At 72.4% G+C, this 24,000-nt stretch carries 20 protein-coding genes and 1 riboswitch; of the genes, 12 read left to right on the forward strand and 8 right to left on the reverse strand.

All coding sequences use genetic code 11. The features are described from left to right. Positions 1–56: 56 nt before the first annotated feature. Genes ABT158_RS06770 through ABT158_RS06785 form a run of 4 tightly spaced genes read right to left on the reverse strand, consistent with a single transcriptional unit; the run spans position 57 to position 5,530 of the window. Positions 57–1,841: a glycoside hydrolase family 13 protein gene (locus ABT158_RS06770; RefSeq protein WP_352351669.1), complete on the reverse strand. Its 1,785-nt coding sequence runs from the start codon at positions 1,839–1,841 to the stop codon at positions 57–59. Between the two features lie 5 nt (positions 1,842–1,846). After that, positions 1,847–2,686 carry a sugar ABC transporter permease gene (locus ABT158_RS06775; protein ID WP_352351671.1) on the reverse strand — a complete coding sequence of 280 codons (840 nt, stop codon included), beginning with the start codon at positions 2,684–2,686 and terminating at the stop codon, positions 1,847–1,849. Beyond that, on the reverse strand, positions 2,683–4,251 hold the full coding sequence (locus tag ABT158_RS06780) for an ABC transporter permease subunit (RefSeq protein WP_352351673.1): 1,569 nt from the start codon (positions 4,249–4,251) through the stop codon (positions 2,683–2,685). Before ABT158_RS06780 ends, ABT158_RS06775 begins: the two co-directional genes overlap by 4 nt. 1 nt (position 4,252) lies before the next feature. Next, on the reverse strand, positions 4,253–5,530 hold the full coding sequence (locus ABT158_RS06785; RefSeq protein WP_352351675.1) for a sugar ABC transporter substrate-binding protein: 1,278 nt from the start codon (positions 5,528–5,530) through the stop codon (positions 4,253–4,255). Between the two features lie 298 nt (positions 5,531–5,828). Here ABT158_RS06785 and ABT158_RS06790 point away from each other — a divergent pair, with 298 nt between their 5' ends. The 3 genes from ABT158_RS06790 (at position 5,829) to ABT158_RS06800 (ending at position 9,607) form a co-directional block, all read left to right on the forward strand. Further along, positions 5,829–7,322 carry a glycoside hydrolase family 13 protein gene (locus tag ABT158_RS06790; protein WP_352351677.1) on the forward strand — a complete coding sequence of 498 codons (1,494 nt, stop codon included), beginning with the start codon at positions 5,829–5,831 and terminating at the stop codon, positions 7,320–7,322. A gap of 63 nt (positions 7,323–7,385) precedes the next feature. Then, entirely contained in the window at positions 7,386–8,741 is a 1,356-nt protein-coding gene (locus ABT158_RS06795) for a sensor histidine kinase (RefSeq protein WP_352351679.1), read from the forward strand. Between the two features lie 47 nt (positions 8,742–8,788). Then, positions 8,789–9,607: an SAM-dependent methyltransferase gene (locus ABT158_RS06800; RefSeq protein WP_352351681.1), complete on the forward strand. Its 819-nt coding sequence runs from the start codon at positions 8,789–8,791 to the stop codon at positions 9,605–9,607. Here ABT158_RS06800 and ABT158_RS06805 read toward each other — a convergent pair. Then, entirely contained in the window at positions 9,604–10,932 is a 1,329-nt protein-coding gene (locus ABT158_RS06805) for a cation:dicarboxylate symporter family transporter (RefSeq protein ID WP_352351683.1), read from the reverse strand. The two genes, ABT158_RS06800 and ABT158_RS06805, sit on opposite strands and share 4 nt — an antisense overlap. Positions 10,933–11,036: 104 nt before the next feature. On the opposite strand from ABT158_RS06805, the gene ABT158_RS06810 reads away from it, so the two are divergent. The 5 genes from ABT158_RS06810 (at position 11,037) to ABT158_RS06830 (ending at position 17,557) form a co-directional block, all read left to right on the forward strand. After that, positions 11,037–12,530 carry a sensor histidine kinase gene (locus ABT158_RS06810; RefSeq protein WP_352351685.1) on the forward strand — a complete coding sequence of 498 codons (1,494 nt, stop codon included), beginning with the start codon at positions 11,037–11,039 and terminating at the stop codon, positions 12,528–12,530. Next, entirely contained in the window at positions 12,527–13,210 is a 684-nt protein-coding gene (locus ABT158_RS06815; RefSeq protein ID WP_352351687.1) for a response regulator, read from the forward strand. Before ABT158_RS06810 ends, ABT158_RS06815 begins: the two co-directional genes overlap by 4 nt. A 73-nt stretch (positions 13,211–13,283) precedes the next feature. Next, positions 13,284–15,320 carry an N-acetylneuraminate synthase family protein gene (locus tag ABT158_RS06820; protein ID WP_352351689.1) on the forward strand — a complete coding sequence of 679 codons (2,037 nt, stop codon included), beginning with the start codon at positions 13,284–13,286 and terminating at the stop codon, positions 15,318–15,320. A 3-nt stretch (positions 15,321–15,323) separates the two neighbouring features. After that, complete coding sequence (locus ABT158_RS06825) at positions 15,324–16,310, forward strand: glycosyltransferase family 2 protein (RefSeq protein ID WP_352351691.1); 987 nt, start codon at positions 15,324–15,326, stop codon at positions 16,308–16,310. Next, a complete protein-coding gene (locus ABT158_RS06830; RefSeq protein ID WP_352351693.1) occupies positions 16,310–17,557 on the forward strand; it encodes a polysialyltransferase family glycosyltransferase in 1,248 nt (415 codons plus the stop codon). Before ABT158_RS06825 ends, ABT158_RS06830 begins: the two co-directional genes overlap by 1 nt. On the opposite strand, the gene ABT158_RS06835 is transcribed toward ABT158_RS06830, so the two are convergent. Next, positions 17,541–18,719, reverse strand: coding sequence for a DUF6716 putative glycosyltransferase (locus ABT158_RS06835; protein ID WP_352351695.1), 1,179 nt, complete (start codon positions 18,717–18,719; stop codon positions 17,541–17,543). The genes ABT158_RS06830 and ABT158_RS06835 overlap by 17 nt on opposite strands. Then, complete coding sequence (locus ABT158_RS06840) at positions 18,716–19,660, reverse strand: hypothetical protein (protein WP_352351697.1); 945 nt, start codon at positions 19,658–19,660, stop codon at positions 18,716–18,718. Before ABT158_RS06840 ends, ABT158_RS06835 begins: the two co-directional genes overlap by 4 nt. A 97-nt stretch (positions 19,661–19,757) precedes the next feature. Between ABT158_RS06840 and ABT158_RS06845 the strand changes: the two genes are divergently transcribed. From ABT158_RS06845 to ABT158_RS06855, 3 genes are all read left to right on the forward strand, one after another. Continuing rightward, positions 19,758–20,579: an aldo/keto reductase gene (locus ABT158_RS06845; protein ID WP_352351699.1), complete on the forward strand. Its 822-nt coding sequence runs from the start codon at positions 19,758–19,760 to the stop codon at positions 20,577–20,579. A 19-nt stretch (positions 20,580–20,598) separates the two neighbouring features. Beyond that, entirely contained in the window at positions 20,599–21,552 is a 954-nt protein-coding gene (locus ABT158_RS06850; RefSeq protein WP_352351701.1) for a Gfo/Idh/MocA family protein, read from the forward strand. Positions 21,553–21,669: 117 nt separating this feature from the next. Next, a riboswitch (cyclic di-AMP (ydaO/yuaA leader) is annotated at positions 21,670–21,807 on the forward strand. A 13-nt stretch (positions 21,808–21,820) separates the two neighbouring features. Continuing rightward, positions 21,821–22,516 carry a CHAP domain-containing protein gene (locus ABT158_RS06855; protein WP_352351703.1) on the forward strand — a complete coding sequence of 232 codons (696 nt, stop codon included), beginning with the start codon at positions 21,821–21,823 and terminating at the stop codon, positions 22,514–22,516. Between the two features lie 55 nt (positions 22,517–22,571). On the opposite strand, the gene ABT158_RS06860 is transcribed toward ABT158_RS06855, so the two are convergent. Next, on the reverse strand, positions 22,572–23,390 hold the full coding sequence (locus ABT158_RS06860) for a class I SAM-dependent methyltransferase (RefSeq protein ID WP_352351705.1): 819 nt from the start codon (positions 23,388–23,390) through the stop codon (positions 22,572–22,574). Positions 23,391–23,545: 155 nt separating this feature from the next. Here ABT158_RS06860 and ABT158_RS06865 point away from each other — a divergent pair, with 155 nt between their 5' ends. Continuing rightward, the gene (locus ABT158_RS06865; protein WP_352351707.1) at positions 23,546–23,983 is read left to right on the forward strand and encodes a YciI family protein; all 438 of its coding nucleotides are present in this window, start codon (positions 23,546–23,548) and stop codon (positions 23,981–23,983) included. Positions 23,984–24,000: the final 17 nt, after the last annotated feature.

Genomic DNA, 24,000 nt, shown 5'->3' on the forward strand with positions numbered 1-24,000 from the left:
GGGCACACCACTATCCAGTTGAAGACGGTACGGGGCCAGGCCATACCGTAGCGTGATCAGCGTGTGATGCGCCACACACTCACCGAAGGACCGTCCCCCGGGATCACGTCTCCGTCCTGCGCATTGTGGACGCCCTGGGCCTGCGCCCCGATGGGCAGTGCGGCGCCGGGCGCCCGGCGGACGGCCACCAGCAGCGACTCCTCGAACGTCTCGCGCGCGAACACCAGGCAGTCGGCGTCGGAGTGCAGCCAGCGCAACCCTCCGTGACGCAGCGCGGGCTCGGCGCGGCGCAATCCGAGCAGCTCGCGGTAGGCCGACAGGGTCGCCGGGTCCTGGTCGTGCGGCCGGTTCCAGGGCATGGGGGTGCGCGAGTGCTCCCCGTTGATCCCGGTCAGGCCGAACTCGCTGCCGGCGAAGACCATGGGCGTGCCGGGCAGCGTGGCCTGCAGGCCGAGGGCCAGCAGGTGGCGTTCGCGCGAGCCGGTCACCGTGCGGATGCGCGGCGAGTCGTGGGAGTCCAGCAGCTGCCAGGAGTGCGTGAGCGAGCGCCAGGACATGTGCGAGGCGAAGGACCGGAACGTGGCCAGGGTGTCGGTGCCGTCGCGCTCGGGCACGCCGCCCGGCACGCCGAGGAAGTGCGGCAGGTCCAGGTCGGGGCCGCGCAGCCAGGCCCAGACCGGACGGGTGAAGCCGCCGTAGTTCATGGTGCCGTGCCAGCCGTCGCGGTCGAGGTCGAGCGAGGCGTCGTGGTTGTGCTCGGCGATGAAGGCGGCCTCGGGGCCGAGCTGGCGGCGCAGCATGGCGGCGACCTCGTGGTTGCGGTCGTCGGCGCCGAGCCTGGCGGTCATGTTGGCGACGTCCACGCGCCAGCCGTCCAGCGGGCCGAGCCACTTCTTCAGCACCGCGCGCATGCTGGAGCGCACCAGCTCGCTGCCCCAGTTGAGCTTGGGCAGCGACTTGACGCCCCACCACGACTCGTAGTCGCCGGTGTCGGGGTCGAAGTAGAACATCTCCCGTTCGAGGGCGTTGACGTCGGAGACGGCGGCGGTGAACCATTCGTGGGCGTCGCCGCAGTGGTTGGTGGTGATGTCGCCGAGCAGGCGCATGCCGCGGGCGTGCAGCGCGCCGGACAGCCGGTGCAGGGCCTCGTCGCCGCCGAGCAGCGGGTCGACGTGCTCGAAGCTCGCGGCGTCGTAGCGGTGGTTGGAGCGGGCCGGGAAGATCGGCGTCAGGTAGACGGTGTCGGCGCCGAGCCCCTGGATGTGGTCCAGGCGCCGGGTGATGCCGTCGAGGTCGCCGCCGTAGAACTGCTGGGCGGTGCCGGGGCCGCTGGGGATCACCGGGTCGCGGTCCCAGTCGCGCGGCAGCGCCCAGTCGGGCAGGTCCGGCATCGGGCCGGAGCGGTCGAAGCGGTCGGGGAAGATCTGGTAGACGATCGCGTCCGACATCCACGAGGGCGGCGCCTGGTGGCAGACCAGACGGAAGTCGCCCGCGTCGGTCACGTCGTGGCCGACCGGGCCGGCCGCGGTCAGCCACCGCTGGCCGCGGCGGGTGTGCAGCAGGAAGCGGTACGGGGTGACCGGGTTGACGGCGGTGATCTCGGCCTGCCACCACACGTCGTCGGCGCCGTAACCGGCGACCGGCGTGCCGGTCCTGGAGTCGTCGACGCGGGCCTCGGCGTAGCGGGGCTCGCCGTCGCAGACGGTGCGCACGTGCACCCCGGTGATCCCGGCGGCGCGCGGGGCGCGCAGCCAGAGGGTCACCCGCGAGCCGAGCGCCGGTTCCCGGCTGGAGACGTAGAGAGCTGAGCCGTCGTGGTGCGGCTCGCCGACATGACGCAATGGACCTATCCCTTGACAGCCCCGGCCGTCAGGCCGGAGACGATGTACTTCTGCAGCCATAGGAACACGCTCACCGTGGGTACGGCGGTGAGCAACGTCGCGGCGGCGAACATGCCGAAGTTGGCGTTGCGGTGGTCGCCGGCGATCATGCCGTACATGCCGACGGCCAGGGTCTTGCTCTCGGGGTCGCGCAGGAACACGTTGGCCATGAGGAACTCGCTCATGATGCCGATGAAGGCCAGCAGCGCGGTGACCGCGAGGATCGGCGTGACCAGCGGCATGATGATCCGCCAGAAGATCTGCGCGTGGGTGGCGCCGTCCACGGTGGCGGCCTCGTCGAGCTCCTTGGGCACGGTGTCGAGGAAACCCTTCATCAGCCAGGTGTTCACGCCGAGCGCGCCGCCCAGGTAGAGCAGCAGCAGGCCCCAGACGGTGTTGAAGCCGAACGCCGGGTACAGCTCGGTCACCCTGGTGAAGATCATGAAGATCGTCACGATGGCCAGGAACTGCGGGAACATCTGGATGAGCAGCAGCGCCAGCAGCCCGACCCGGCGGCCGGTGAAGCGCATGCGGCTGAAGGCGTAGGCGGCCAGCATCGACAGCAGCAGGCTCGCGAACGACGAGACCAGCGCGATGAACACCGAGTTGAAGAACCACCGGCCGAACGGATAGTCCTCGGAGGTGAGCAGGTCGGCGAAGTTGTGCAGGCTCGCCCCCGACGGCAGCAGGTCGGTGGAGGCCAGCGTGCCCATCGGGTTGATCGCGGCCGAGACCACGAACAGGATCGGGAACAGCGCGAACGCGCACACCGCCAGCACGAACACGTGCCTGAGCGCGATCCTCATGCGTAGACCTCCTCCTGCTTGCGGGTACGCCGGAAGGCCACGGCCGAGATGACCGCCACGATCGCGAAGATGAACACCGAGATCGCCGCCGCGAACCCGAACTGCGCCCCGCCCGCGCCGAACGCCAGCCGGAAGGTGTAGGTGATCAGCAGGTCGGTGGCCCCCACCTGCGGGCTCTCGGCCGGGAACGGCCCGCCGTCGGTGGTGAGCGCGATGGCGTTGAAGTTGTTGAAGTTGAACGCGAACGACGAGATCAGCAGCGGCGTCAGCGCGACCAGCAGCAGCGGCAGCGTCACCCGGCGGAACGCCTTCCACGGCGTGGCGCCGTCGATGGAGGCGGCCTCGGTCAGCTCGCGCGGGATCGCCTGGAGCGCGCCGGTGGTGACCAGGAACATGTACGGGAAGCCGAGCCACAGGTTGACCAGGATGACCGCGAAGCGGGCGGTGACGGGCTCGCCGAGCCAGTCGACGCTCAGCCCGAAGAACTGGTTGATCAGGCCGAAGTCGCGGTTGAACATGTCCCGCCAGACCAGCAGCATGGCGAAGGCCGGCATCGCGTACGGCAGGATCAGCGCGATCCGGTAGATCTTCGTGCCGCGCATGCGCGGGTGGTGCAGCGCCAGCGCCACGGCCATGCCGAGCCCGAACGTGCCGGCCACGGAGGCCAGCGCGAACACCAGGTTCCAGCCCAGCACGCCGACGAAGTAGCCGGAGATGGTGGGGTTGGTCAGCACGCGGGCGAAGTTGTCCAGGCCGACGTTCGCCTGCCAGCCCTGCGCCAGGTGCTCGCCCTCGGCGTTGACGAAGTAGCCCTGGGCCTCGTCGGCCGTCCAGGTGTCGCCGTTGCCCTTGACGCAGTCGCAGGCGGCGTCGTAGACGAGCGCGGCCTTGCCCTCCACGGCCCGGCTCAGGCCGTTGGCCTTGATCGCGCCGCCCGGCGTCGGCACGGACAGCGCCGAGATCTCCTGGCCGCGGGCGGCCGCCTCGGGCGCCTTCAGCACGGTCACGCCGGGTGCCGAAAGGACCTTGCCGGTGAGGCCGACCTGGGCGCCCGCGAGCGGGGTCAGCCCTTCTGCGGTGCCCAGCCGGACCTGCTTGGTCGTGGGGTCGACCAGCAGGAACACCAGCTCGTCGCCGCGCAGGGCGGCGGTCAGGCCGTACTCGGGCGAGCCGGGGGCCTGGCGCACCGAGCCGGTCTCGATGGCGGTGACGGCGTCGGCCTTGTCGCCGCGGTGCCCGTCGCCGAAGTTCGTGAACGCCGTGGTCACCGTGTAGAGCACGGGCAGCACCTGGAAGGCGATCAGGAAGACGGTGCCGGGGACGAGGTACTTGGCCGGGATGAAGCGGCGGGTCAGGTACAGGTAGGCGATGGCCGCGGCGGCCAGTCCGAGCAGCGTGAGCGAGACCCACGACTCCGCGGCGACCAGCGGCGGCACGGCGTAGAGCAGGATCGCCGCGGCCACGGCCAGCACCGCGATCCTGCTCACCACGAACGCCGTGGTCAGCTCCCGGCGAGGCCGCGGGGACGCGGTGGTCCCCACGGCCTCGTGCACGTCCTGGGTCATGTCAGTTCTTGAGCGCGCCGTCGATGGCCTTCTGCGCGGCCGCGGCGGCCTTGGCGGCGTCGCCGCCCTTGACCACGGCGGTCTCCGCGATGCCGAACGGCTCCCAGATGGCGGCCATCTCGGGGATGGCGGGCATCGGCATGCCGCTCTTGCCGGCGTCCATGAACTTGGCGGCGTCGGGGTCGGCGGCCTGGACCTCCTGGAGGGCGGCGGTCAGCGCCGGGGGCCGCGGGTCGGCCTCGTACAGGGCCTTGGCGACGTCCTTGTTGGTGACGTAGTTGGCGACGAACTCCTGGGCCAGGGCCTTGCTCTTGCCCTTGGCGGCCACGAAGAACGACTGGACGCCGACGAACGGCGTGGCCGGCTTGCCGTCCTTGAACGCCGGGACGGGCGTGATGTCGTAGGAGATGCCGCCCTTCTTGACCTCGCTCATGGCCCACGGGCCGGAGATCAGGTAGGCGCACTTGCCGGCGGCGAAGTTGACGATGTAGTTCTCGTTGGTGACCGACGTCTTGAGCGCGCCGTCACCCTTCTCGCCGAGCTCCTTCAGCTTGCCGAACGCCTTGACCGAGCCCTCGGAGCCGAGCAGCACCTGCTTGGGGTCGGGGTCGCCGGAGGCGGTCTGGCCGAACAGCGCCCCGCCCGCGGAGGCGAACAGCGGGTAGGCGTGGAAGGCGTCGCCCTTGACGCCGACGGGCAGGCAGAGCACCTCCTTGACCTTGCCGGCCTTCTTCAGCTCCTTGCCCTTGTCGATCATCTCGTCGAGCGTGGCGGGGGCGTCGGGGGCGAGCTTGGTGTTGCGGATCAGGGCGATGTTCTCCACCGCGTACGGGGCGCCGTACACCTGGCCGTTGAAGGTGACCGCCTTCATGGCGATCTCCGGGAAGGCCGCCTTCTGCTCGTCGGTCAGCGTGACCGGGTCGATGGCGCCGTTCTGGACGAGGTTGCCGATCCAGTCGTGCGCGCCGATCATGATGTCCGGGCCGCTGCCCTGCTGGGAGGCGGTCAGGAAGGTCATCTGGTTGTCCTTGCTGATCTCCTTCACCTCGACGGTCACGCCGTTCTCGGTGCCGAACCGGTCGGCGAAGGGCTTGAGCGGCTTGACCCGGCTCGGGTCGGCCCAGATGACCAGCGTGCCGCCCGCCGCGGAGGCCGGAGCCGAGGCCGAGGCCGAGCCGCTGGGCTGCGCCGACGGGGCGGTCGAGCCGGAGTCACCACAAGCCGTAGCGGCGAACGCGAGGGTGGAGAGGGCGGCCACTCCCAGGACCCGTACACGCATGAGACCTCCCGAGGTCATGGAGGAGCGGCGGCGCCTGCGTGCGCCGCCGCCGAAGATCGTTTTCCGCCGCTGTTCACGGCTTACGTTTCCGGGACGTTAGCGGCTCTTTGCAAGAATTGGAAGAACTTGCGAAAGAGCGTTACCGGAACCACATCCGACCCGCGACGCGCTGACCTCGCCGCACCTTCGATAACGGGCGTACGGGGAATCTGCAACTTTCCGAAACTTGCACTTGACCTGTCGCAAGGACGCGCGACATCCTGCACCAGACATCACGGACATCGGGGGAAGGAAAGCCATGCTCGGCAACGACGACTGGTGGCGGGACGCCGTCGTGTACCAGGTCTACCCCCGGAGCTTCGCCGACGCCGACGGCGACGGCACCGGCGACCTGAAAGGCGTGCGGGAACGCCTGGGCCACCTGGCCGGGCTGGGCGTGGACGCGATCTGGCTGAGCCCCTTCTACACCTCGCCCATGGCCGACGGCGGCTACGACGTGGCCGACTACCGGGACGTGGACCCGATGTTCGGCACGCTGGCCGACTTCGACGCCCTGGTCGCCGAGGCCCACGACCGCGGCATCCGGGTGATCGTGGACCTGGTCCCCAACCACTCCTCGGACCGCCACCCCTGGTTTCAGGCCGGCCTGCGCGACCGTTACATCTTCCGCGACCGGCCCAACGACTGGGAGTCGATCTTCGGCGGCCCGGCCTGGACCCAGGTCGAGGACGGCCAGTGGTACCTGCACCTGTTCGCGCCCGAGCAGCCCGACCTCAACTGGGACAACCCAGAGGTGCGCGCCGAGTTCCGCGACGTCCTGCGCTTCTGGCTGGACCGGGGCGTGGACGGCTTCCGCGTGGACGTGGCCCACGGCATGGTCAAGGCCGAGGGGCTGCCCGACGTGGGCCCGAAGGAGGGCCGCCAGGCCGAGATGCTGGGCGACGAGCAGGTGCCCTACTTCGACCAGGACGGCGTGCACGACATCTACCGCGAGTGGCGGCCGATCCTCGACTCCTACCCCGGCGGGCGGATGGCCGTCGCCGAGGCGTGGGTGTCCTCGCCCGAGCGGCTGGCCCGCTACGTCGGGCCCGACGAGCTGCACCAGGCGTTCAACTTCGAGTTCATGATGGCCGACTTCCACGCCAAGTCGTTCCGCACGGTGATCGAGAAGTCGCTGGCGGAGGCCGAGCTGGTCGGCGCGCCCACCACCTGGGTGCTGTCCAACCACGACAAGCCGCGGCACGCCACCCGGCACGGCGGCCTGGCCCGCGCCCGCGCGGCGACGCTGCTCATGCTGGCCCTGCCCGGCTCGGCCTACCTCTACAACGGCGAGGAGCTGGGCCTGCCGGAGGTCCTCGACCTGCCCGACGAGCTGCGCCAGGACCCGGCCTTCCGGCGCACCGGCGAGAGCCGCGACGGCTGCCGGGTGCCGATCCCGTGGACGAGCGAGCCGGGCTGCGGCTGGCGCGACCCGTGGCTGCCGATCCCGCCGTCGTGGACGCAGCTGTCGGCCGAGGCCCAGGAGCACGACCCGGACTCCACGCTGAACCTCTACCGGGCCGCGCTCCGGCTGCGCAAGCAGCACCCCGCGCTCGGCGGCGGCACGCTGCGGTGGCTGGAGACCCCCGAGGACGTGCTGGCCGTCCAGCGCGACCCGGGCCTGGTCGTGATGCTCAACACCGGCGAGCGCCCGGTCGCCCCGGTCGTGCCCGGCACGGTGCTGCTGGCTAGCGGCCCGCTGGCGGCCGACGGCTCCGTCCCGCCGGACACCACCGTGTGGATCCAGCGTTGAGGTTGGGGGAACCTTTCCCTTGACGCGGCATTTGGCGGCAATGACGGTTAGTAGTCTCGGGGAGTGCCACCCCTGTGGGCCCGCTCCCTGCGCGGACGCGTCACCCTCATCGCGACGGCCGTAGCCGCCCTCGTGCTGATCCCCGTGGGCATCGCCGGGTGCATCGTCTCGCGGTCGCTGGTGACGGCCGGCGTCTACCGGGACACGCGGGACACCGCCGAGCGGGTGGCCTCGGAGATGCGCGCGGGCGGGCTGCCGCAGGGCGCCACGATCCCGGTGCCCAACCCGTCCATCGACCTGATCCAGATCGTCGGCACCGACGGCCGCGTCCTGGCCAGCAGCGACGCGGCCAGGAACCTGCCGCCGCTCAGCGACGTGCGGCCCACCGCCGAGAGCCGGGTGGTCAACACCACCAACTGCCTGCCGACCGAGTGCGTGCACCTGTCGGCGGTCAAGGCCGGCATGTCGGAGGACTCCCCCATCGTCTACGCCGGCCGCAGCACCCCGGAGGTGCTGGCCTCCCAGACGCTGGAGGTGATCGTGTTCTCCCAGGTGGCGGTGCTGATCGCGCTCACCGCCTGGGCGACCTGGCTGGTCACCGGCCGCGCGCTGCGCCCGGTGGCGACCATGCGCGCCGAGCTGGACGCGGTCAGCGCCGGCGACCTGAGCCACCGGGTCACCCAGCCGGGCGGCGAGGACGAGGTCGCCATGCTGGCCAAGGCCGTCAACAACACGCTGGCCCGGTTGGAACGTTCCGCGCTGCAGCAGCGCCAGTTCGCCTCCGACGCCTCCCACGAGCTGCGCACCCCGATCGCCGGGCTGCGCGCCCAGTTGGAGAGCGCCCAGCTCTACCCGGAGGACACCGACGTCGAGGCGCTGGTGGACAGCGCCCTGCGGGACACCGACCGGCTGGAGGCGATCATCACCGACCTGCTCCTGCTGGCCAGGATCGGCTCCCGGGTGGACGTGGCCAGGGAGCCGGTGGACCTGGCCCAGCTCGTCCGGCAGGAGCTGGCCGTGCGCAGCGACAAGCTGCCCACCCGGCTGGAGCTGACCGAGGGCGTGGTCGTCGAGGGCGTGCGCCTGCAGCTGGCCAGGGTGCTGACGAACCTGCTGGACAACGCCCAGCGGCACGCCGAGACCATGGTGCTGGTCGCGGTCTCCAGGGAGGCGGGCCCGGCCAAGGGCGGCACCGCCGTGCTGGCGGTGGAGAACGACGGCCAGGAGATCCGCGAGGCCGACCGCGAGCGCATCTTCGAGCGGTTCACCCGCCTCGACGCCGCCCGCAGCCGCGACTCCGGCGGCACCGGGCTCGGCCTGGCCATCGCCAGGGACGTGGCGATGGCCCACCGGGGCAGCGTGCGGGTGGAGGACCGTCCGGGCGGGGCGCGGTTCGTCCTGCGCCTTCCGGCCATCTGATGTCGAAAGCGTAGATTTCCGGCAGCCAGTTAGTGGATCATGCCCTCATGACGCAAGAAGTCCCCCAGGGCGTGGATCCTCACATCCCCAACACCGCGCGCATGTACGACTACTTCCTGGGCGGAAAGAACAATTTCCCGGCCGACCGCGAGCTGGCCGAGCTGGTGCTGAGCGCGATGCCCGAGGTCAGGGACGGCACACGGGAGAACCGGCTGCTGATCGGCCGGGTGGTGCGGTACCTGTGCGAACAGGGCGTCACCCAGTTCCTCGACCTGGGCTCCGGCCTGCCGGCCGCCGAGAACGTGCACGAGGTGGCGCTGCGGCACGCGCCGCAGGCCCGCGTGGTCTACGTGGACAGCGATCCGGTGGTGGCCGCCCACGGGCGGGCCCTGCTGGCCGGTCCCGGGCAGGTGGCCATGCTGCACGGCGACGTCCGGCGCCCGCGGGAGGTGCTGGACAGCCCCGAGGTGCGCGGGCTGCTGGACTTCGGCAGGCCCGTCGCCGTGCTCATGATGTTCCTGCTGCACCTGATCCCCGACACCGACGACCCGCAGGGCTTCGTGGCCGCCTACCGGGACGCGCTCGCGCCCGGCAGCTACCTGGCCCTGTCGCACGTCGGCACCGACCACGCGCCCGAGCGCGTGGCCCGCGTCAGCCAGTTCTACCGGCGGGCCAACGCGCCGTTCTGCCCGCGGCCGGGCAAGGAGATCGCCGCCTTCTTCGGCGACTTCGAGCTGATCCCGCCCGGTCTGGCCACGGGCAAGGGGCCGGAGCTCGGTTTCCCGTTCACCGACCCCGAGAGCCCGCCGTTCTACGACGACGACCTCGCCCGCATGGGGTACGCGGGCATCGGGCGCAAACCCTAGACGCGCACGGCCTGCCGATCGGGCTCCGGCTCGGGGCGGTCGTCCTCCTCGTCGATCAGCGTGGACTCGTCGAAGGGCGCCCGCCCGGCCAGCACCTCGGCGGCCCGCTCCCGGTCGAAGTCGCCGGTCCAGGTGCCGACCACGACGGTGGCCACGGCGTTGCCCGCGAAGTTGGTCAGCGCCCTGGCCTCGGACATGAACCGGTCGATGCCGACGATGAGACCGACGCCGTCCACCAGCTCGGGGCGGTGCGACTGCAGGCCGCCGGCGAGCGTGGCCAGGCCCGCCCCGGTCACGCCCGCGGCGCCCTTGGAGGCGACCATCATGAACAGCAGCAGCGAGACCTGCTCGCCGACCTGCAGCGGCGCGCCCGTGGCCGAGGCGATGAACAGTGTGGCCATGGTGAGGTAGATGGCGGTGCCGTCGAGGTTGAAGGAGTAGCCGGTCGGCACGGTGATGCCGGCCACCGTCCGGCTCACGCCGAGGTGCTCCATCTTCGCGATCAGCCGCGGCAGCGCCGTCTCCGACGACGACGTGGACAGGATCAGCAGGAACTCCCGGCCGAGGTAGCGCAGCAGCGACCACAGGTTGACCCGGGCCACCAGCCACAGCAGCGCGCCCAGCACCACGCCCACGAACAGCAGGCAGGTGACGTAGAAGGCGATCATGATGATGGCCAGGCTCTTGAGCGCCTCGATCCCGGTGGCGCCGACCACGGCCGCGATGGCCCCGAACGCGCCGACCGGGGCGGCCCACATGACCATGGCCAGGATGCGGAACACCAGCCGCTGCACGTGCTCGACGCCGCGCAGGATCGGCGCGCCCCGCTCGCCCATGGCCTGCAGCGCGAACCCGGCCAGCAGCGCCACCAGCAGCGTCTGCAGGACCGAGCCCTCGGTGAAGGCCGACACCAGCGTGACGGGGATGATGCCGAGCAGGAAGTCGACCCCGCCGGTGGCCTCGCCCTTGGCCGCCTCGGCCTCGGCGGCCTGCCGGGCGGCGTCGGTCAGGTGCAGCCCTGAGCCGGGGTCGATGACGTTGCCGACCAGCAGGCCGATGACCAGGGCCACGGTGGACATCACCATGAAGTAGCCGAGCGCGAGGCCGCCCACCTTGCCGACCTTGGCGGCCTGGCGTACCGAGCCGATGCCGAGCACGATCGTGCAGAAGATGATGGGGCTGATCAGCATCTTGATCAGCGCCACGAACCCGGTGCCGAGGGGTTTGAGCTCCTTGCCCGCCTCCGGCCAGACGAACCCGACCAGGATGCCGAGCAGGACCGCCACGATGACGGCCAGGTACAGGTAACGAGTGCGATCACGCATGAGGGGTCTCCACCGCTTTGGAAAAAGGGGCTGGTCGTGCGACTATGCGGCTCGCTGTGACCCACGTCACGATTGAGTAAGTTTCGTTCACGCAAGGGGAGCTCATGCGCCGCTGGAGCCTGGCGGGCCAGATGCTGGTCCTGCAACTGGTCGTGGTCGCGGTCGCCGTGACGGGCTGCGCGGTGCTCGCGCTGGTGCAGGCCCACCGCCTGCTCACCGAGGAGGCGGGCGCCACGGCCAGGGCCGTGGCGGTCAGCGTGGCCGCCGCGCCGGGCGTGGCCGCCGCCCTCGACGACCCGGAGCCGACCCTGGCCCTGCAGCCGTACGCCGAACGCGTGCGCAGGGAGACCGGCGTCGACTTCGTCACCATCATGAAGCCGGACGGCACCCGCTACACCCATCCGAACCCGGCCGAGATCGGCCGGCGCTTCCTCGGCCACACCGGGCGGGCCCTGGCCGGCCGGACGTTCGTCGAGACCTACACCGGCACGCTCGGCCCCTCCAAGCGGGCCGTGACGCCCGTATGGTCCGGCGGCCGGGTCCGGGCCCTGGTCAGCGCGGGCATCACGGTCGACCGGATCAGCGCCCGGCTGCGTGACCAGATCGCCTGGAGCGGCCTGGTCGCCGCCCTCGCGCTCGGCCTCGGCGCGGCCGGGACGTGGCTGGTCACCGCACGGCTGCGCCGCCAGACCCACGGGCTCGGCCCGGTGGAGCTGGGCCGCATCCACGACCACCACGACGCCGTCCTGCACGCCGTGCGGGAGGGCCTGCTGCTGGTCGGCGGCGACGGCACGCTGACGCTCTGCAACGACGCCGCCAGGCAGCTCCTGGACCTGCCGCCGGACGCCGAGGGCCGGCACATGGCCGAGCTGGGCCTGTCGGCGCTGCTGGAGGGCCACGAGGAACGCGTGCACCTGGCCGGCGACCGGGTGCTGGCCGTCAACGGCGCGGCCAGCAGGCTCGGCACGGTGGTGACCGTACGCGACCACACCGAGCTGCAGGCGCTGGCCGGGCAGCTCGACGCCGAACGCGGCTTCGCCGACTCGCTGCGCTCGGCCGCGCACGAGGCCGCCAACCGGCTGCACACCGTGATCACGCTGGTCGAGCTGGGACGCACCGAGCAGGCCGTCGCGCTGGGCACGGCCGAGCTGCGCGCGGCGCAGGAGCTGACCGACCGGGTGGTGGGCGCGGTGCGCGAGCCGGTGCTGGCCGCGCTGCTGCTCGGCAAGAGCGCCGAGGCGGCCGAACGCGGCGGCGAGCTGGTGCTCACGCCCGACAGCGACCTCGACGACCTGGGCCTGGACCCGCGCGACCTGGTGACGATCGTCGGCAACCTGGTCGACAACGCCCTCGACGCGGCCACCCGGGTCGAGGTGCACCTGAGCGCGGACGTGGACGGGGTGGTGATCAGGGTGGCCGACGACGGGCCGGGGCTGACCGCGCCGGAGGCGTTCGCGAAGGGCTGGACCACCAAGGGCGACGGCCACGGGCTCGGGCTGGCGCTGGTCGGGCAGGCGGTGCGGCGGCTGGGCGGCACGATCGAGGTGGCCGGGTCGGCGTTCACGGTGCGGCTGCCGGTCCCGGAGCGGGTCCGATGAACCGGCAGGGCGCGGCGGTCTCCGTGCTGATCGTGGAGGACGAGGAGATCACGGCCGAGGCCAACCGGGTCTACGTCGAGCGGGTGGCCGGGTTCGAGGTGGCCGGGGTGGCGCGTTCGGGCGGCGAGGCGCTGCGGTTCCTGCGCGGCCGGCCGGTCGACCTCATCCTGCTCGACCTGTACCTGCCCGACATGCACGGCCTGGAGGTGTGCCGCGCGGTGCGGGCCGGCGGGCTGCTGTGCGACGTCATCGCCGTCACCTCGGCGCGCGACCTGGCGACGGTGCGCTCGGCGGTGTCGCTGGGCGTCTCCCAGTACCTTCTCAAGCCGTTCACCTACGCGACCCTGGCCGAGAAGCTGGCGCGTTACGCCCGGTTCAGGCAGGACACCGGCGTGATCGTCGCCCAGGGCGACGTCGACCGGGTGCTCGGCACCCTGCGCGGCAGCTCCGAGCTGCCCAAAGGGCTGGCCCGCGACACCCTCGACGCCGTGTCGGCGCGGCTGCGCGAGCGGCCCGGCGGCAGCACCGCGCAGAGCGTGGCGCAGGCCGTCGGGGTGTCGCGGGTGACCGCCCGCCGCTACCTGGAACACCTGGTCGAGCTGGGGACGGCGGTGCGCGTGCCGCAGTACGGCGGGGTGGGCCGGCCAGAGTTGCTCTACCGGATCCCCATGGAAAGTTAATGGCGGTGACGCTGCCCGTTCAATCCGGGCCCTTAGCTTCTGGGTGCGATCCGATGCACTGAGGAGAAGTCACTTGCGAGTCCTGGCCGTTGTTCCCGCCCGCGGAGGTTCGGCGGGCGTTCCCCTGAAGAACCTCGCCCTGGTCGGGGGCGTCCCGCTGGTCACCCGCGCGGTACGGGCGTGCCTGCGGGCCGAGCTCGTCGACCAGGTCGTGGTCAGCACCGACCACCCGCAGATCGCCGAGACCGCCCGCGCGGCGGGGGCGACCGTGGTGGAGCGGCCCGCGGAGCTGAGCGGCGCGACCGCCTCCAGCGAGTCGGCCGTGCTGCACGCCCTGGACGCGCTCGGCGCGGACCCGGACGTGGTCGTCCTGGTGCAGTGCACCAGCGCGTTCATCGACCCCGAGGACCTGTCGGCGGCCGTGCGCAGGGTCCTGGACGGCGAGGCCGACTCGGTCGTGTCCGGGCTGCCGACGCACGAGTTCCTGTGGACGGCCGCGGGCGCGGGCGTCAACCACGACCCCGCCGTACGGCCGCGCAGGCAGGACCGCGAGCCGCAGTTCCGCGAGAACGGCGCCTTCTACGTCATGCGCACCGCCGGCCTGCGCGAGCACGGCCACCGCTTCTTCGGCGAGGTCGCCGTGCAGCCGGTGCCGCCGCAGCACGCCATCGAGGTCGACGACCCCGAGGACCTGGAGCTGGTGCGCGCCCTGGCGCCGTTCATCGACAGGCCCGAGCCGATCGACGTGGACGCGGTCATCACCGACTTCGACGGCGTGCACACCGACGACCGCGCCTACATCGACTCCGACGGCCGGGAGATGGTCCTGGTCAGCCGCTCGGACGGGATGGGCGTCTCGCTGCTGCGCCGCTCCGGCGTCAAGGTGCTGGTGATGTCCACCGAGCAGAACCCGGTCGTGGCCGCCCGCGCCCGCAAGCTGGGCGTGCCCGTGCTCCAGGGCCTGGCCGAGAAGCGCATCGTGCTGCGCGACTGGCTGGCCATCGAGGGCCTGGACCCGGCGCGCGTGGCCTACGTCGGCAACGACGTCAACGACCTGGGCCCGATGGCCGAGGTCGGCTGGCCGATCGCCACCCCCGACGCGCACCCGCGCGTGCGCGCCGCCGCCCGCGTGGTGCTGACCAGGCCCGGCGGCTCCGGCGCGGTGCGCGAGCTGTGCGACCTGGTGGTGGCCGCCCGGCCCGAGCCGCCCGTCGCCGAGGCCAAGGCCCGGCCGCGGCTCGGCCCGGTCGCGATCGGCGACGTGCTGGTCGGCGACGGCGAGCCGGTGTACGTGATCGGCGAGATCGGCATCAACCACAACGGCGACCTCGACCTCGCCCGCCGGCTCATCGACGTGGCGGCCGACGCGGGCTGCCAGGCGGTCAAGTTCCAGAAGCGCACCCCCGCGATCTGCGTGCCCGAGGAGCAGAAGGGCCAGATCAGGCAGACGCCGTGGGGCGAGATGACGTACCTGGAGTACAAGGAGCGCACCGAGTTCGGCCACGACGAGTACCGGCAGATCGCGAAGTACTGCGACGAGCGCGGCCTGCACTGGTTCGCCTCGCCGTGGGACGTGCCGTCCGTGGAGTTCCTGGAGGACATGGACGTGCTCACGCACAAGATCGCCTCGGCCAGCGTCGCCGACCACCAGCTGCTGCGCGCCCTGGCGGCCACCGGCAAGCCGCTCATCCTGTCCACCGGCATGTCCACGCTGTCGGAGATCGACCAGGCGGTCGAGATCCTCGGCACCGACCGGCTGATCATGATGCACGCCACCTCCACGTACCCGCTGCCGCCGGAGGAGGCCAACCTGCGCACGATCACCACGCTCAAGGAGCGCTACGGCGTGCCGGTCGGCTACTCCGGGCACGAGCGCGGCCTGCAGATCTCGCTGGCGGCGGTCACCCTGGGCGCGGTCTGCGTCGAGCGGCACATCACGCTCGACCGCACCATGTGGGGCTCCGACCACGCCGCCTCGCTGGAGCCGTCGGGGCTGGAGCACCTCGTCCGCGACATCCGCATCATCGAGCAGGCCATGGGCGACGGCGTCAAGCGCGTCTTCCCCGGCGAGGAGGCGCCCAAGGCCCGGCTGCGCCGGGTGACCGTCTGAGTCATGACGCCGACCACTCTCTCCGTCGTCGTGCCGGTGCGTGACGGTGAGCGCTTCATCGCCGACGCGCTCACCTCGCTCGCCCGCAACGCCCGGCCCGGCTTCGAGTTCATCGTCGTGGACGACGGCTCCGTGGACGCCACCCCGGACATCGTCGCCGACTTCGCCCGCGACCTGCCCGGCCTGGCCGTGCTGCGCAACCCCGCCCCTGTGGGGCTGGCCGACGCCCGCAACACCGGGCTGTCGGCCGCCTCGGGGCGGTTCGTCACGTTCATGGACGGCGACGACTGGCTGGCGCCCGGCTACCTGGCCGGGCTGGTGGCGGCCATCGACGGGCTCGGCTGCGACTTCGTGCGCGTCGACCACGTCCAGGTGGAGGGGCGCAAGCGGGTGGTGCACCGGGCCCCGCTGTCGCGCCGCGGCGTCGTGCTCGACCCCCGCTCGGCGATCCTGCCGGCCGGGGAGCGGACCATGGTGGACTACCCGTACGCGTGGGCCGGGGTCTACCGGCGTTCGCTGCGGGACCTGCTGCACTTCCCCGGCTCGCTGCACACCGCCGAGGACCGGCCGTGGATCTGGCGGCTGCACCGGGAGGCGGCCACGTTCGCGGTGGTGCCGATGGCCGGGCTGTTCTACCGGCGGCTGGTGTCCGGGTCGCTGACGCAGGTCGGCGACGAGCGGCAACTGCACTTCTTCGACGCCTTCGAGCTGGTCTTCAAGGACCTGGAGCCGGAGTTCCTGCCCAAGGCGGCGCGCAACTTCTGCGCGCTGCTCGCCCACCACCTGGAGCTCGCGGGCCGGTTCACGCCCGCGCTGCGCGCCCGGTTCGAGGAGCGGGGCGCGCAGATGGTCCGCGGCCTGCCGCCCGCCCTGGTGGCCGACGCCGTGTCGCGGATGGCCGTCGAGCGGGAGGCCGTGCTGCGCGCCCTGGTGCCCGACATTCCCCCCAGCCCCCACGTCCGGATCCGCCGGGATCGGGAGGACTCCTGATGAAGGTCTTCTACGCCTCGACGCTGTTCGGCGCGATGTCGCTGGCCGCGGCCATCGACGACGGCCGCTTCGGCGCGGGGCGGCGCGTGCTGATCGTGTCGAACAACGCGGCGATCCCCGAGGTGTCGGTGCCGCTCGACGGCACGCCCGGCTTCGCCGCCCTGCGCTCGCGCTTCGACGAGGTGCACTCCTGGAACGAGCTGATCGCCCCGCTGCACCCCTCCGACTGGCGGGCGCGGGTCATCGAGGTGCCGATGTTCGAGCGGCTGATCCGCTCCCACCTGGCGCTGGACGACGTCGAGGAGCTGGTGCTGGAGTCGATCGCGGTGCCGCCCGCGCGCACGATCGCCGGCCTGGTGCGCGACTGCCCGATCACCGTCTACTCCGACGGCCTGATGAGCTACGGGCCGACCCGCGACCCGCTGCCCGCGGAGATCTCCCGCCGCATCGAGCGGCTGCTCCACCTGGACCTGGTGCCCGGCCTGACCCCGCTGCTGCTCAGCGAGTACGGCGTGCCGCCCGTGGTGCTGCCCGAGGAGCGCTTCCTCGCGGTCGTGGACGAGGTGGCCGCCACCGCGCCGGACCTGCCCGGCGGGCAGGCGGTCGTCCTCGGCCAGTACCTGTCGGCGCTGGAGATCGTCACGCCGGAGGAGGAGGCCGGGCTGCACGCCTCGATGCTGCGCGCGCTGGCCGCCCGCGGCTGCACCGACGTGCTGTTCAAGCCGCACCCGGCCGCCGGACGCCGGCACGCGCAACTGCTGCGCGCGGCGGCCGGGCCGCTGGGGGTACGGCTGACGGTGGCCGGGGAGAGCGTGCCGGCCGAGGTGTGCTTCGCCGCGCGGCGGCCCGAGCTGGTCGTGGGCTGTTTCTCCACCGGACTGGTGACCGCCCGGCGCTACTTCGGCCTGCCGGTCGCCTCCTTCGGCACCGGCCTGGTGCTGGACCGGCTCACGCCGTACGAGAACAGCAACCGGGTGCCGGCCACGATCGTGGACGCGCTGCTGCCCCGGCTGAACGCCGACGGCGTGATCGACGAGCCGCCGCGCACGGACCTGCCCGCGCTGGTGCGCGCGGTCGGCTACTGCATGCAGGCCGACGCCTATCCCGAGCTGCGCCCGTCGGGCCCGGGGTTCGACGGGGCCTTCGACGGGCGCTACTTCAAACGCAAGCGCCTGGAGACGCTGGGGCTGGCCGAGCCGCCGTCGGCGCTGTCCAGGCTGCGCAGGAAGATCAGGTCAGCGATCTGAGGTAGCGGCGCACCCGCCGCTTGGCCCGGTAGCCCGCCCGCAGCATCGTGGGCGGCACCTCCACCCGCAACCTGGCCCGGCGGCGGGCCGCGGCGTGCTCGGGGCCGTCCAGCAGCGAGCGAGCGGGCGGGCGCGTCCCGTCCGCGGCCAGGGCGGTCAGCCGGGCCGCCCAGTCGTCGCGGCCGGCCGGGTGGAAGTAGTTGGCCTCGCACCAGCGCGGCTCGGCCGTGCGGAAGTCGCCCAGGGCCAGGTCGTCGAGCGTGCCGAGCAGGCCGCTGCCCTCGAACACCAGGTTGATCATCTCGGCGCTGACGCCGAAGTCGCTCAGCACCAGCGACGGCACGCCCATGGCGACGGCCTCCAGCGCGGCCGTCGAGCTGACCGTGACGAACCCGGCCGCCCGCGACAGCTGCTCGTGCATCGACCCGGCCGCGAACGTCAGCCTGCCCGGCTCGCCCATCTCGCGCCACAGCCGCTGGTAGTGGTGGCGTTCGTTGTGGGTCTGGCGCTCGTGCTCCAGGGCGCGCAGCTTGACCACGACCTCCAGGCCGGGCCGGCGGGCGGCCAGCTCGGCCAGCGCCGTCAGCACCCGCTCGCGCTCCTCCCGCGCCCGCGGCACCTTGGCCTGGGTGGCGAACACGACCCGGTCGCCGCCGCCGGACACCGCGCCGGGCCGCAGGAACGGCAGCCGGGCCAGCCCGACCGCCCCTCCCCCGCCGAGCCGGCCGGCGATCTCGGAGAACTCGGCCACCTCGCGCTCGCTGTGCACCACGAACAGGTCGCAGCCGCTGCGGAACAGCCACGCCTTCTCCGTGGCCGGCACCGAGATGCCGGGCAGCCCGCTGACGAACACCGGCCGTGCCCGGCCCGCCGGCCGCAGCCCGGCCAGCACGTCGGCCACCAGGACGTCCACCACCGGGCCCGTGCAGCCCACCAGGACCGCGTCGGGCCGGGTGCGCTCGGCCAGGCGGCGCAGCGAGCGCGCCGACAACACCGGGGGCGCCGCGCGCCCGCCCACCGCCGCCGCGATCTGCTCCGGCGAGGGCGCGATCGGCGTGCGCACCACCACCAGCTCGCTCTCGCAGCCCGCGGGCAGGTCGTCGAGCAGGCAGGCCGCCCACTTCAGATACGAGTCGGAGTCGGCTACCGCCAGCACCCTCACCTGGAAGCTCCTGTCAAATGCGATCGCAGGCCGGGGGCCGCCCTGCTGGTCCACCAGTCGTCGGGAACGTCCACCGGCTCGACCTCGACGCCGCGCGGGCCGAGCAGCACCCGCAGCGAGGTGATCGCGGTCGAGGGCAGGCTGAGCACCCGCTGGCCGGCGTCGAGGCCGCGCAGCGTCAGCTCGGCCGGCACGCCCGCGTCGTGCACGGTGATGCCGGGACGCTCGCCGATCAGCGCCAGGTCCACGGGGTCCTCGCGGCGGTGCGGGTAGTAGGCCAGCGGCTCGCGCCCGGCCAGGTCGGTCAGCCAGCGCAGGTAGTGGTCGCGGTGGACCAGGCCGTTGCGGACCAGGGACGTGCCGAGGACGACCGTGCGCTCGGCGGGCCCCTGGGCGCTCGGCGGCTGGGCGCGCAGCCAGGCGAAGTCGTGGCGGACGAGGTCGACGCCCGCCCCCCGGACGGCGGCGGCCAGCTCGTCGGGGACGGGCAGGGCGGTGAAGACCGACACCCGGCTCATCCGCAGCCGCAGCGCGGCGGCCAGGCCGAGCAGGGCGCGCGCCCGCGAGGGGGCCGCCCGCGCCCGCAGCAGCGGCCGGAACGGCCCGGCGGCCAGCAGTTCGAGCAGCCTGAGCGTGGCCAGGCCGTCGTCCACGACGACGATGCGGCCGGGGTCGGAGGTCAGCCAGCGCATCTGGACCTTGCCGGAGAACGCGTCGCCCACGGCCTGGACGCGGCGCGGCATGCGCTCGCGCGGCTCGTCCAGCACCAGGCCGGCGGGCAGGCCGAGGCGGCGCAGTTCCTTGCGGGTGGCGCGCAGCGGGCGCAGGCCGGCGCGCGGCACGACCACGGTGTCCGGGCCGAGCAGCCCGGCATGGTGGGCCTCGACGGCGCACAGCATCTGGAGCGGAGACTCCACCCAGGCCGACGCCTGTCTGACCACTCTGTTTCCCCCAGCCGGTGGATAGCCTTGCACGACCCGCCTCAAGGTAGCCCGGCCTGCTTAAGCCGCAAGAAACGACACGTGAACAATGGAGGGTATGAACTCGCTGATGCTCAACACCGACGGTGTGCAGATACCACAGCTCGGCTTCGGCGTCTGGCAGGTCTCTGCCGACGACGCCGAGCACGCGGTGACGACCGCGCTGCGCGCCGGATACCGGCACGTCGACACCGCCGCCGCCTACGAGAACGAGGAGGGCGTCGGCCGGGCCGTGCGCGCCGCCGGGGTGCCACGGGAGAAGGTGTTCGTCACCACCAAGCTGTGGAACGGCGACCACGGGCGCGCCGAGCAGGCCTTCGACGAGAGCCTGGCCCGCCTGGGCCTCGACTACGTAGATCTTTTCCTGATTCACTGGCCGGTCCCGGAGCAGGACAGGTACGTGCAGGCCTGGCGGGCGCTGGAGAAGATCTATCGGGACGGCCGGGCCAAGGCCATCGGGGTCTCCAACTTCACGGTCGCCACCCTGACCCGGCTGATGGAGGAGACCGACATCACGCCGTCGATCAACCAGATCGAGCTCCACCCGTACTTCCAGCAGCGCGAGATGCGGGCCTTCCACGAGGCCAACGGCATCCTGACCGAGGCGTGGAGCCCGCTCGGGCAGGGCAAGGGGCTGCTGGCCGACCCGGCGCTGCGCGTGCTGTCGGAGAAGTACGGCAAGACGCCCGCCCAGATCGTGCTCCGCTGGCACCTGCAGCTCGGCAACGTGGTGATCCCCAAGTCGGTCACGCCGTCGCGGATCGAGGAGAACATCGACGTGTTCGACTTCATCCTCGACACCGAGGACATGGCGGCCATCGGCGCGATGAACGCGGGGCGGCGGATCGGGCCCGACCCCGACTCGTTCAACCTGACCTGAGCGCTCTACGATCTCGGTCGTGCGAGATTTCACCTGGGGAATAGCGGCGACCGGCGGCATCGCGCGTACCGTGGGGTCGGCCATCGTGGCCGAGCCCGGCATGCGGGTGGCCGCCGTCGGCTCGCGGAGCCCGCTCAGGGCGCGGGCGCTGGCCGACGAGCTGGGCGCGGAGTCGGCCTACGGCTCCTACGAGGCCCTGTGCGCCGATCCGGCCGTCGACGCGATCTACGTCGCCACGCCGCACGCCCAGCACCTGGAGGTGGCCGAGGCCGCCATCGCGGCGGGCAAGTCGGTGCTGTGCGAGAAGCCGCTGGCGGCCGACGTGGCCGACGCCGAGCGCATGGTGGCGCTGGCCCGCGCGGCCGGGGTCTTCCTCATGGAGGCCATGTGGATGCGCTTCAACCCGCTCATCCAGCAGGTGGCGGCCGATCCGCGCTTCGGTGAGATCCGGTCGGTGCGGGCCTCGTTCGGCTTCGCGCTGCCCTATGACCCCGCCCACCGGCTGTGGGCGCCGGAGCTGGGCGGCGGGGCCCTGCTCGACCTGGGAATCTACCCGTTCGGGCTGGCCCAGCTGCTGCTCGGCATGCCCGCGGAGCTGCGCATGGCCGGCTCGCTGGCGCCCAGCGGGGTCGACGCCGAGGCCGGCGGGCTGCTGCTGTACCCAGGCGGGCGGCGGGCGCTGGTGGACGTCTCGCTGCTGGCGCATCATGCCAACGACGCGAGCGTGGTGGGCACGTCGATGCGGGCCGACATCCTGGCGCCGTTCTGGGCGCCGCGGCGGGTGCTGCTGTCGGGGCCGTCGATGGAGACGGAGGAGCTGGTGCTCGACCCGGCCGACAACGGTTACGCGGGCGAGCTGCGCGAGGTGCGCACGGCCACGATCGAGGGCCGCACGGAGAGCGCGATCATGCCCCTTGACGAATCCCTTGCCATGATGGGGCTTCTGGCCGAAGCGCGGGCGCAACTCTCCTAGCTGGACCTTTAGCCACTTGCCTGACTCTTGCCCGATGTATTACCTTGTGGGGCATCTCGCGGCAGACGTCCGGTTTGTCCGGCTTTGTCCAACCATCGCACGACATTTCACAGGATCGTCCTGTGACCGCTGAATCCGCCTCCGGGCGGAACCGGGGACCCACGTCCTTTGGGGTGAATCGGCACTTCGGTGCCGTAGGGCAGCTTCCACGTCCGAACCCGTCAGCTAACCCGGTAAGCGGCATGGAAGCAAGGAGTTAATGCCCTCGATGGCCAAGCACCGTCCCATCCGTGCCCCGAAGATCACCTACGCCCACGCCGCGCTCGGCGCGGCCATCCTCGCCTCCGCCATCGGCGGCCACGCCACCGCCGCCGCCGCCGACAGCGCCGGCCCGGCCGCCGCGGCCGGCCACTCGGCCGTCGCGCCGCAGGCCGCCGCCCAGACCCGCAAGGCGGAGGAGACCCAGGTCAACGTCACCGCCCAGCAGGTCCTGGCGATGGCCAAGGCCCAGGTCGGCACCTCCGAGAACGCCTACGGCGGCGGCACCAAGTTCCAGAAGTGGTACGCCGACTCCCAGCGCGCCGCCGAGACCATCGCCCGCGACGGCGGCACCCGCGCCATGTACCTGAATGCCCCCTGGTGCTCGATCTTCGTCTCCTGGGTCGGCGAGCAGACCGGCGCCCGGCCGCAGGTCGGCTGGGACGCCTGGACCGTCGCCCACGCCAAGTGGTTCGCCGCCAACGACCGCTGGGGCGCCGAGGCCAGGCCCGGCGCGGTGGTCTTCTTCTCCTGGGGCGGCAGCAAGAGCCTGGACGCCATCCAGCATGTCGGCTTCGTCGTCAAGGACAACGGCGACGGCACCATCTCCACGATCGAGGGCAACACCGGCAACGGCAAGGTCGAGGAGCGCGTCCGTCCGAAGTCGCAGGTCGTCGGCTACGGCTACCCGCAGTACGCCAGCTGACCTCCGCGCCGCTCCGAGCGCGCGTCCCGCACGAGGGGCGCGCGCTCGCCGCGTCTCAGGGCCGGACCGCCACCAGCGAGTAGAGGATCGGCAGGTGCGAGTCCCCGAACGGGAACCGGTACCGGCCGTCCGGGCCCTCGGGCAGCAGGCCGCGCGGGTCGAGGTCGGTCTCGACGTGCTCGCCCAGCTCGGCCACCGTGAACCCGGCCCGCGCCGCCGCCGTGACGATCTCGCCCACCGAGTACGGGTACTCGACCGCCTCGTGCGTCTCGGTCACCACCGCGGCGTCGGCGTACGTGCCGGTCACCGTCTCCCGGTGGGCCTGGCCGCCGCCGTAGGGCCAGTCGGCCACCAGCGGGTCGAGCGAGGCCACCGTCTGGTAGGCCGGATGCAGGTCGACCAGCACCAGCCGCCCGCCCGGCCGCAGCGCCATGGCCGCGCCGCGCATCCAGCCGTCCAGGTCGCCGATCCAGCACAACACGCCGTACGTGGCCACCGCCACGTCGAAGCCGCCGGCCAGCTCCGCCGGCAGCCGCTGCGTGTCGGCCTCCACGAACGTGGCCGCCAGCCCGGCCCTGGCCGCCAGGTCGCGGGCGCGCGCGACCGCCACCGGGGAGAAGTCGACGCCGGTCACCCGCGCACCGAGACGTGCCCAGCTCAGCGTGTCCAGGCCGAAGTGGCACTGCAGGTGGAGCAGGTCCCGGCCGGCGACGTCGCCGGCCAGGCGGCGTTCGAGCGGGTAGAGGGTCTGCCGGCCGGCGAGGAAGGCGTCGACGTCGTAGAACCGGTCGGCCGCGGTGGAGCCGTGGACGCGGGCGCGCTCGTCCCACAGGGCCCGGTTGGGGACGGAGGCGTCTGGTGCGGGTCGGGGCATGGGGCGAGGATGGCACATCGGCCACCCGCCCGCACGACCGGTACGGTGCCCTGGAAGCGGACGGCCCGCGCCCGCGTGTCGATCCGGCCGGCGCCCGTTCGACGCTTCGGCGAGGCCGGCTCCGCCCCGGGGCCGCGGACGGAAGGGACGGCAGGATGAAATTCATGATCGTCGGCAAGGCCAACGGGGAGACCGAGGCCGGGGCGCTGCCCAGCCAGGAGCTCGTCGACAACATGCACGCCTACAACGAGGCGCTGGCCAAGGCCGGGGTGCTGCTGGCCGCCGAAGGGCTCTACCCGAGCTCGCAGGGCGCGCAGATCGCCTACAGCGGCGGCCGGGCCACGGTGATCGACGGCCCGTTCGCCGAGGCCAAGGAGCTGATCGCGGGGTTCTGGCTGATCCAGGTGAAGTCCAGGGAGGAGGCTCTGGAATGGGCCATGCGCGTGCCCGTCCCGGAGGGCTATGACGGGATCGGCCTGGACGTGTGGCGAGTGTACGACGCCTCCGACGCGCCCGACGCGGCCTCGTCCGACCCGGCGGAGGTCGAGCGGGAGAGGGCCATGCGCCGGCGTCTGGGCGGGCGGGAGAGCTGACCTCGGCTTGCGGACCC

Origin of the sequence: Nonomuraea sp. NPDC001636 (genome assembly GCF_040298265.1) — a bacterium.
Classification (GTDB): Bacteria; Actinomycetota; Actinomycetes; order Streptosporangiales; family Streptosporangiaceae; genus Nonomuraea.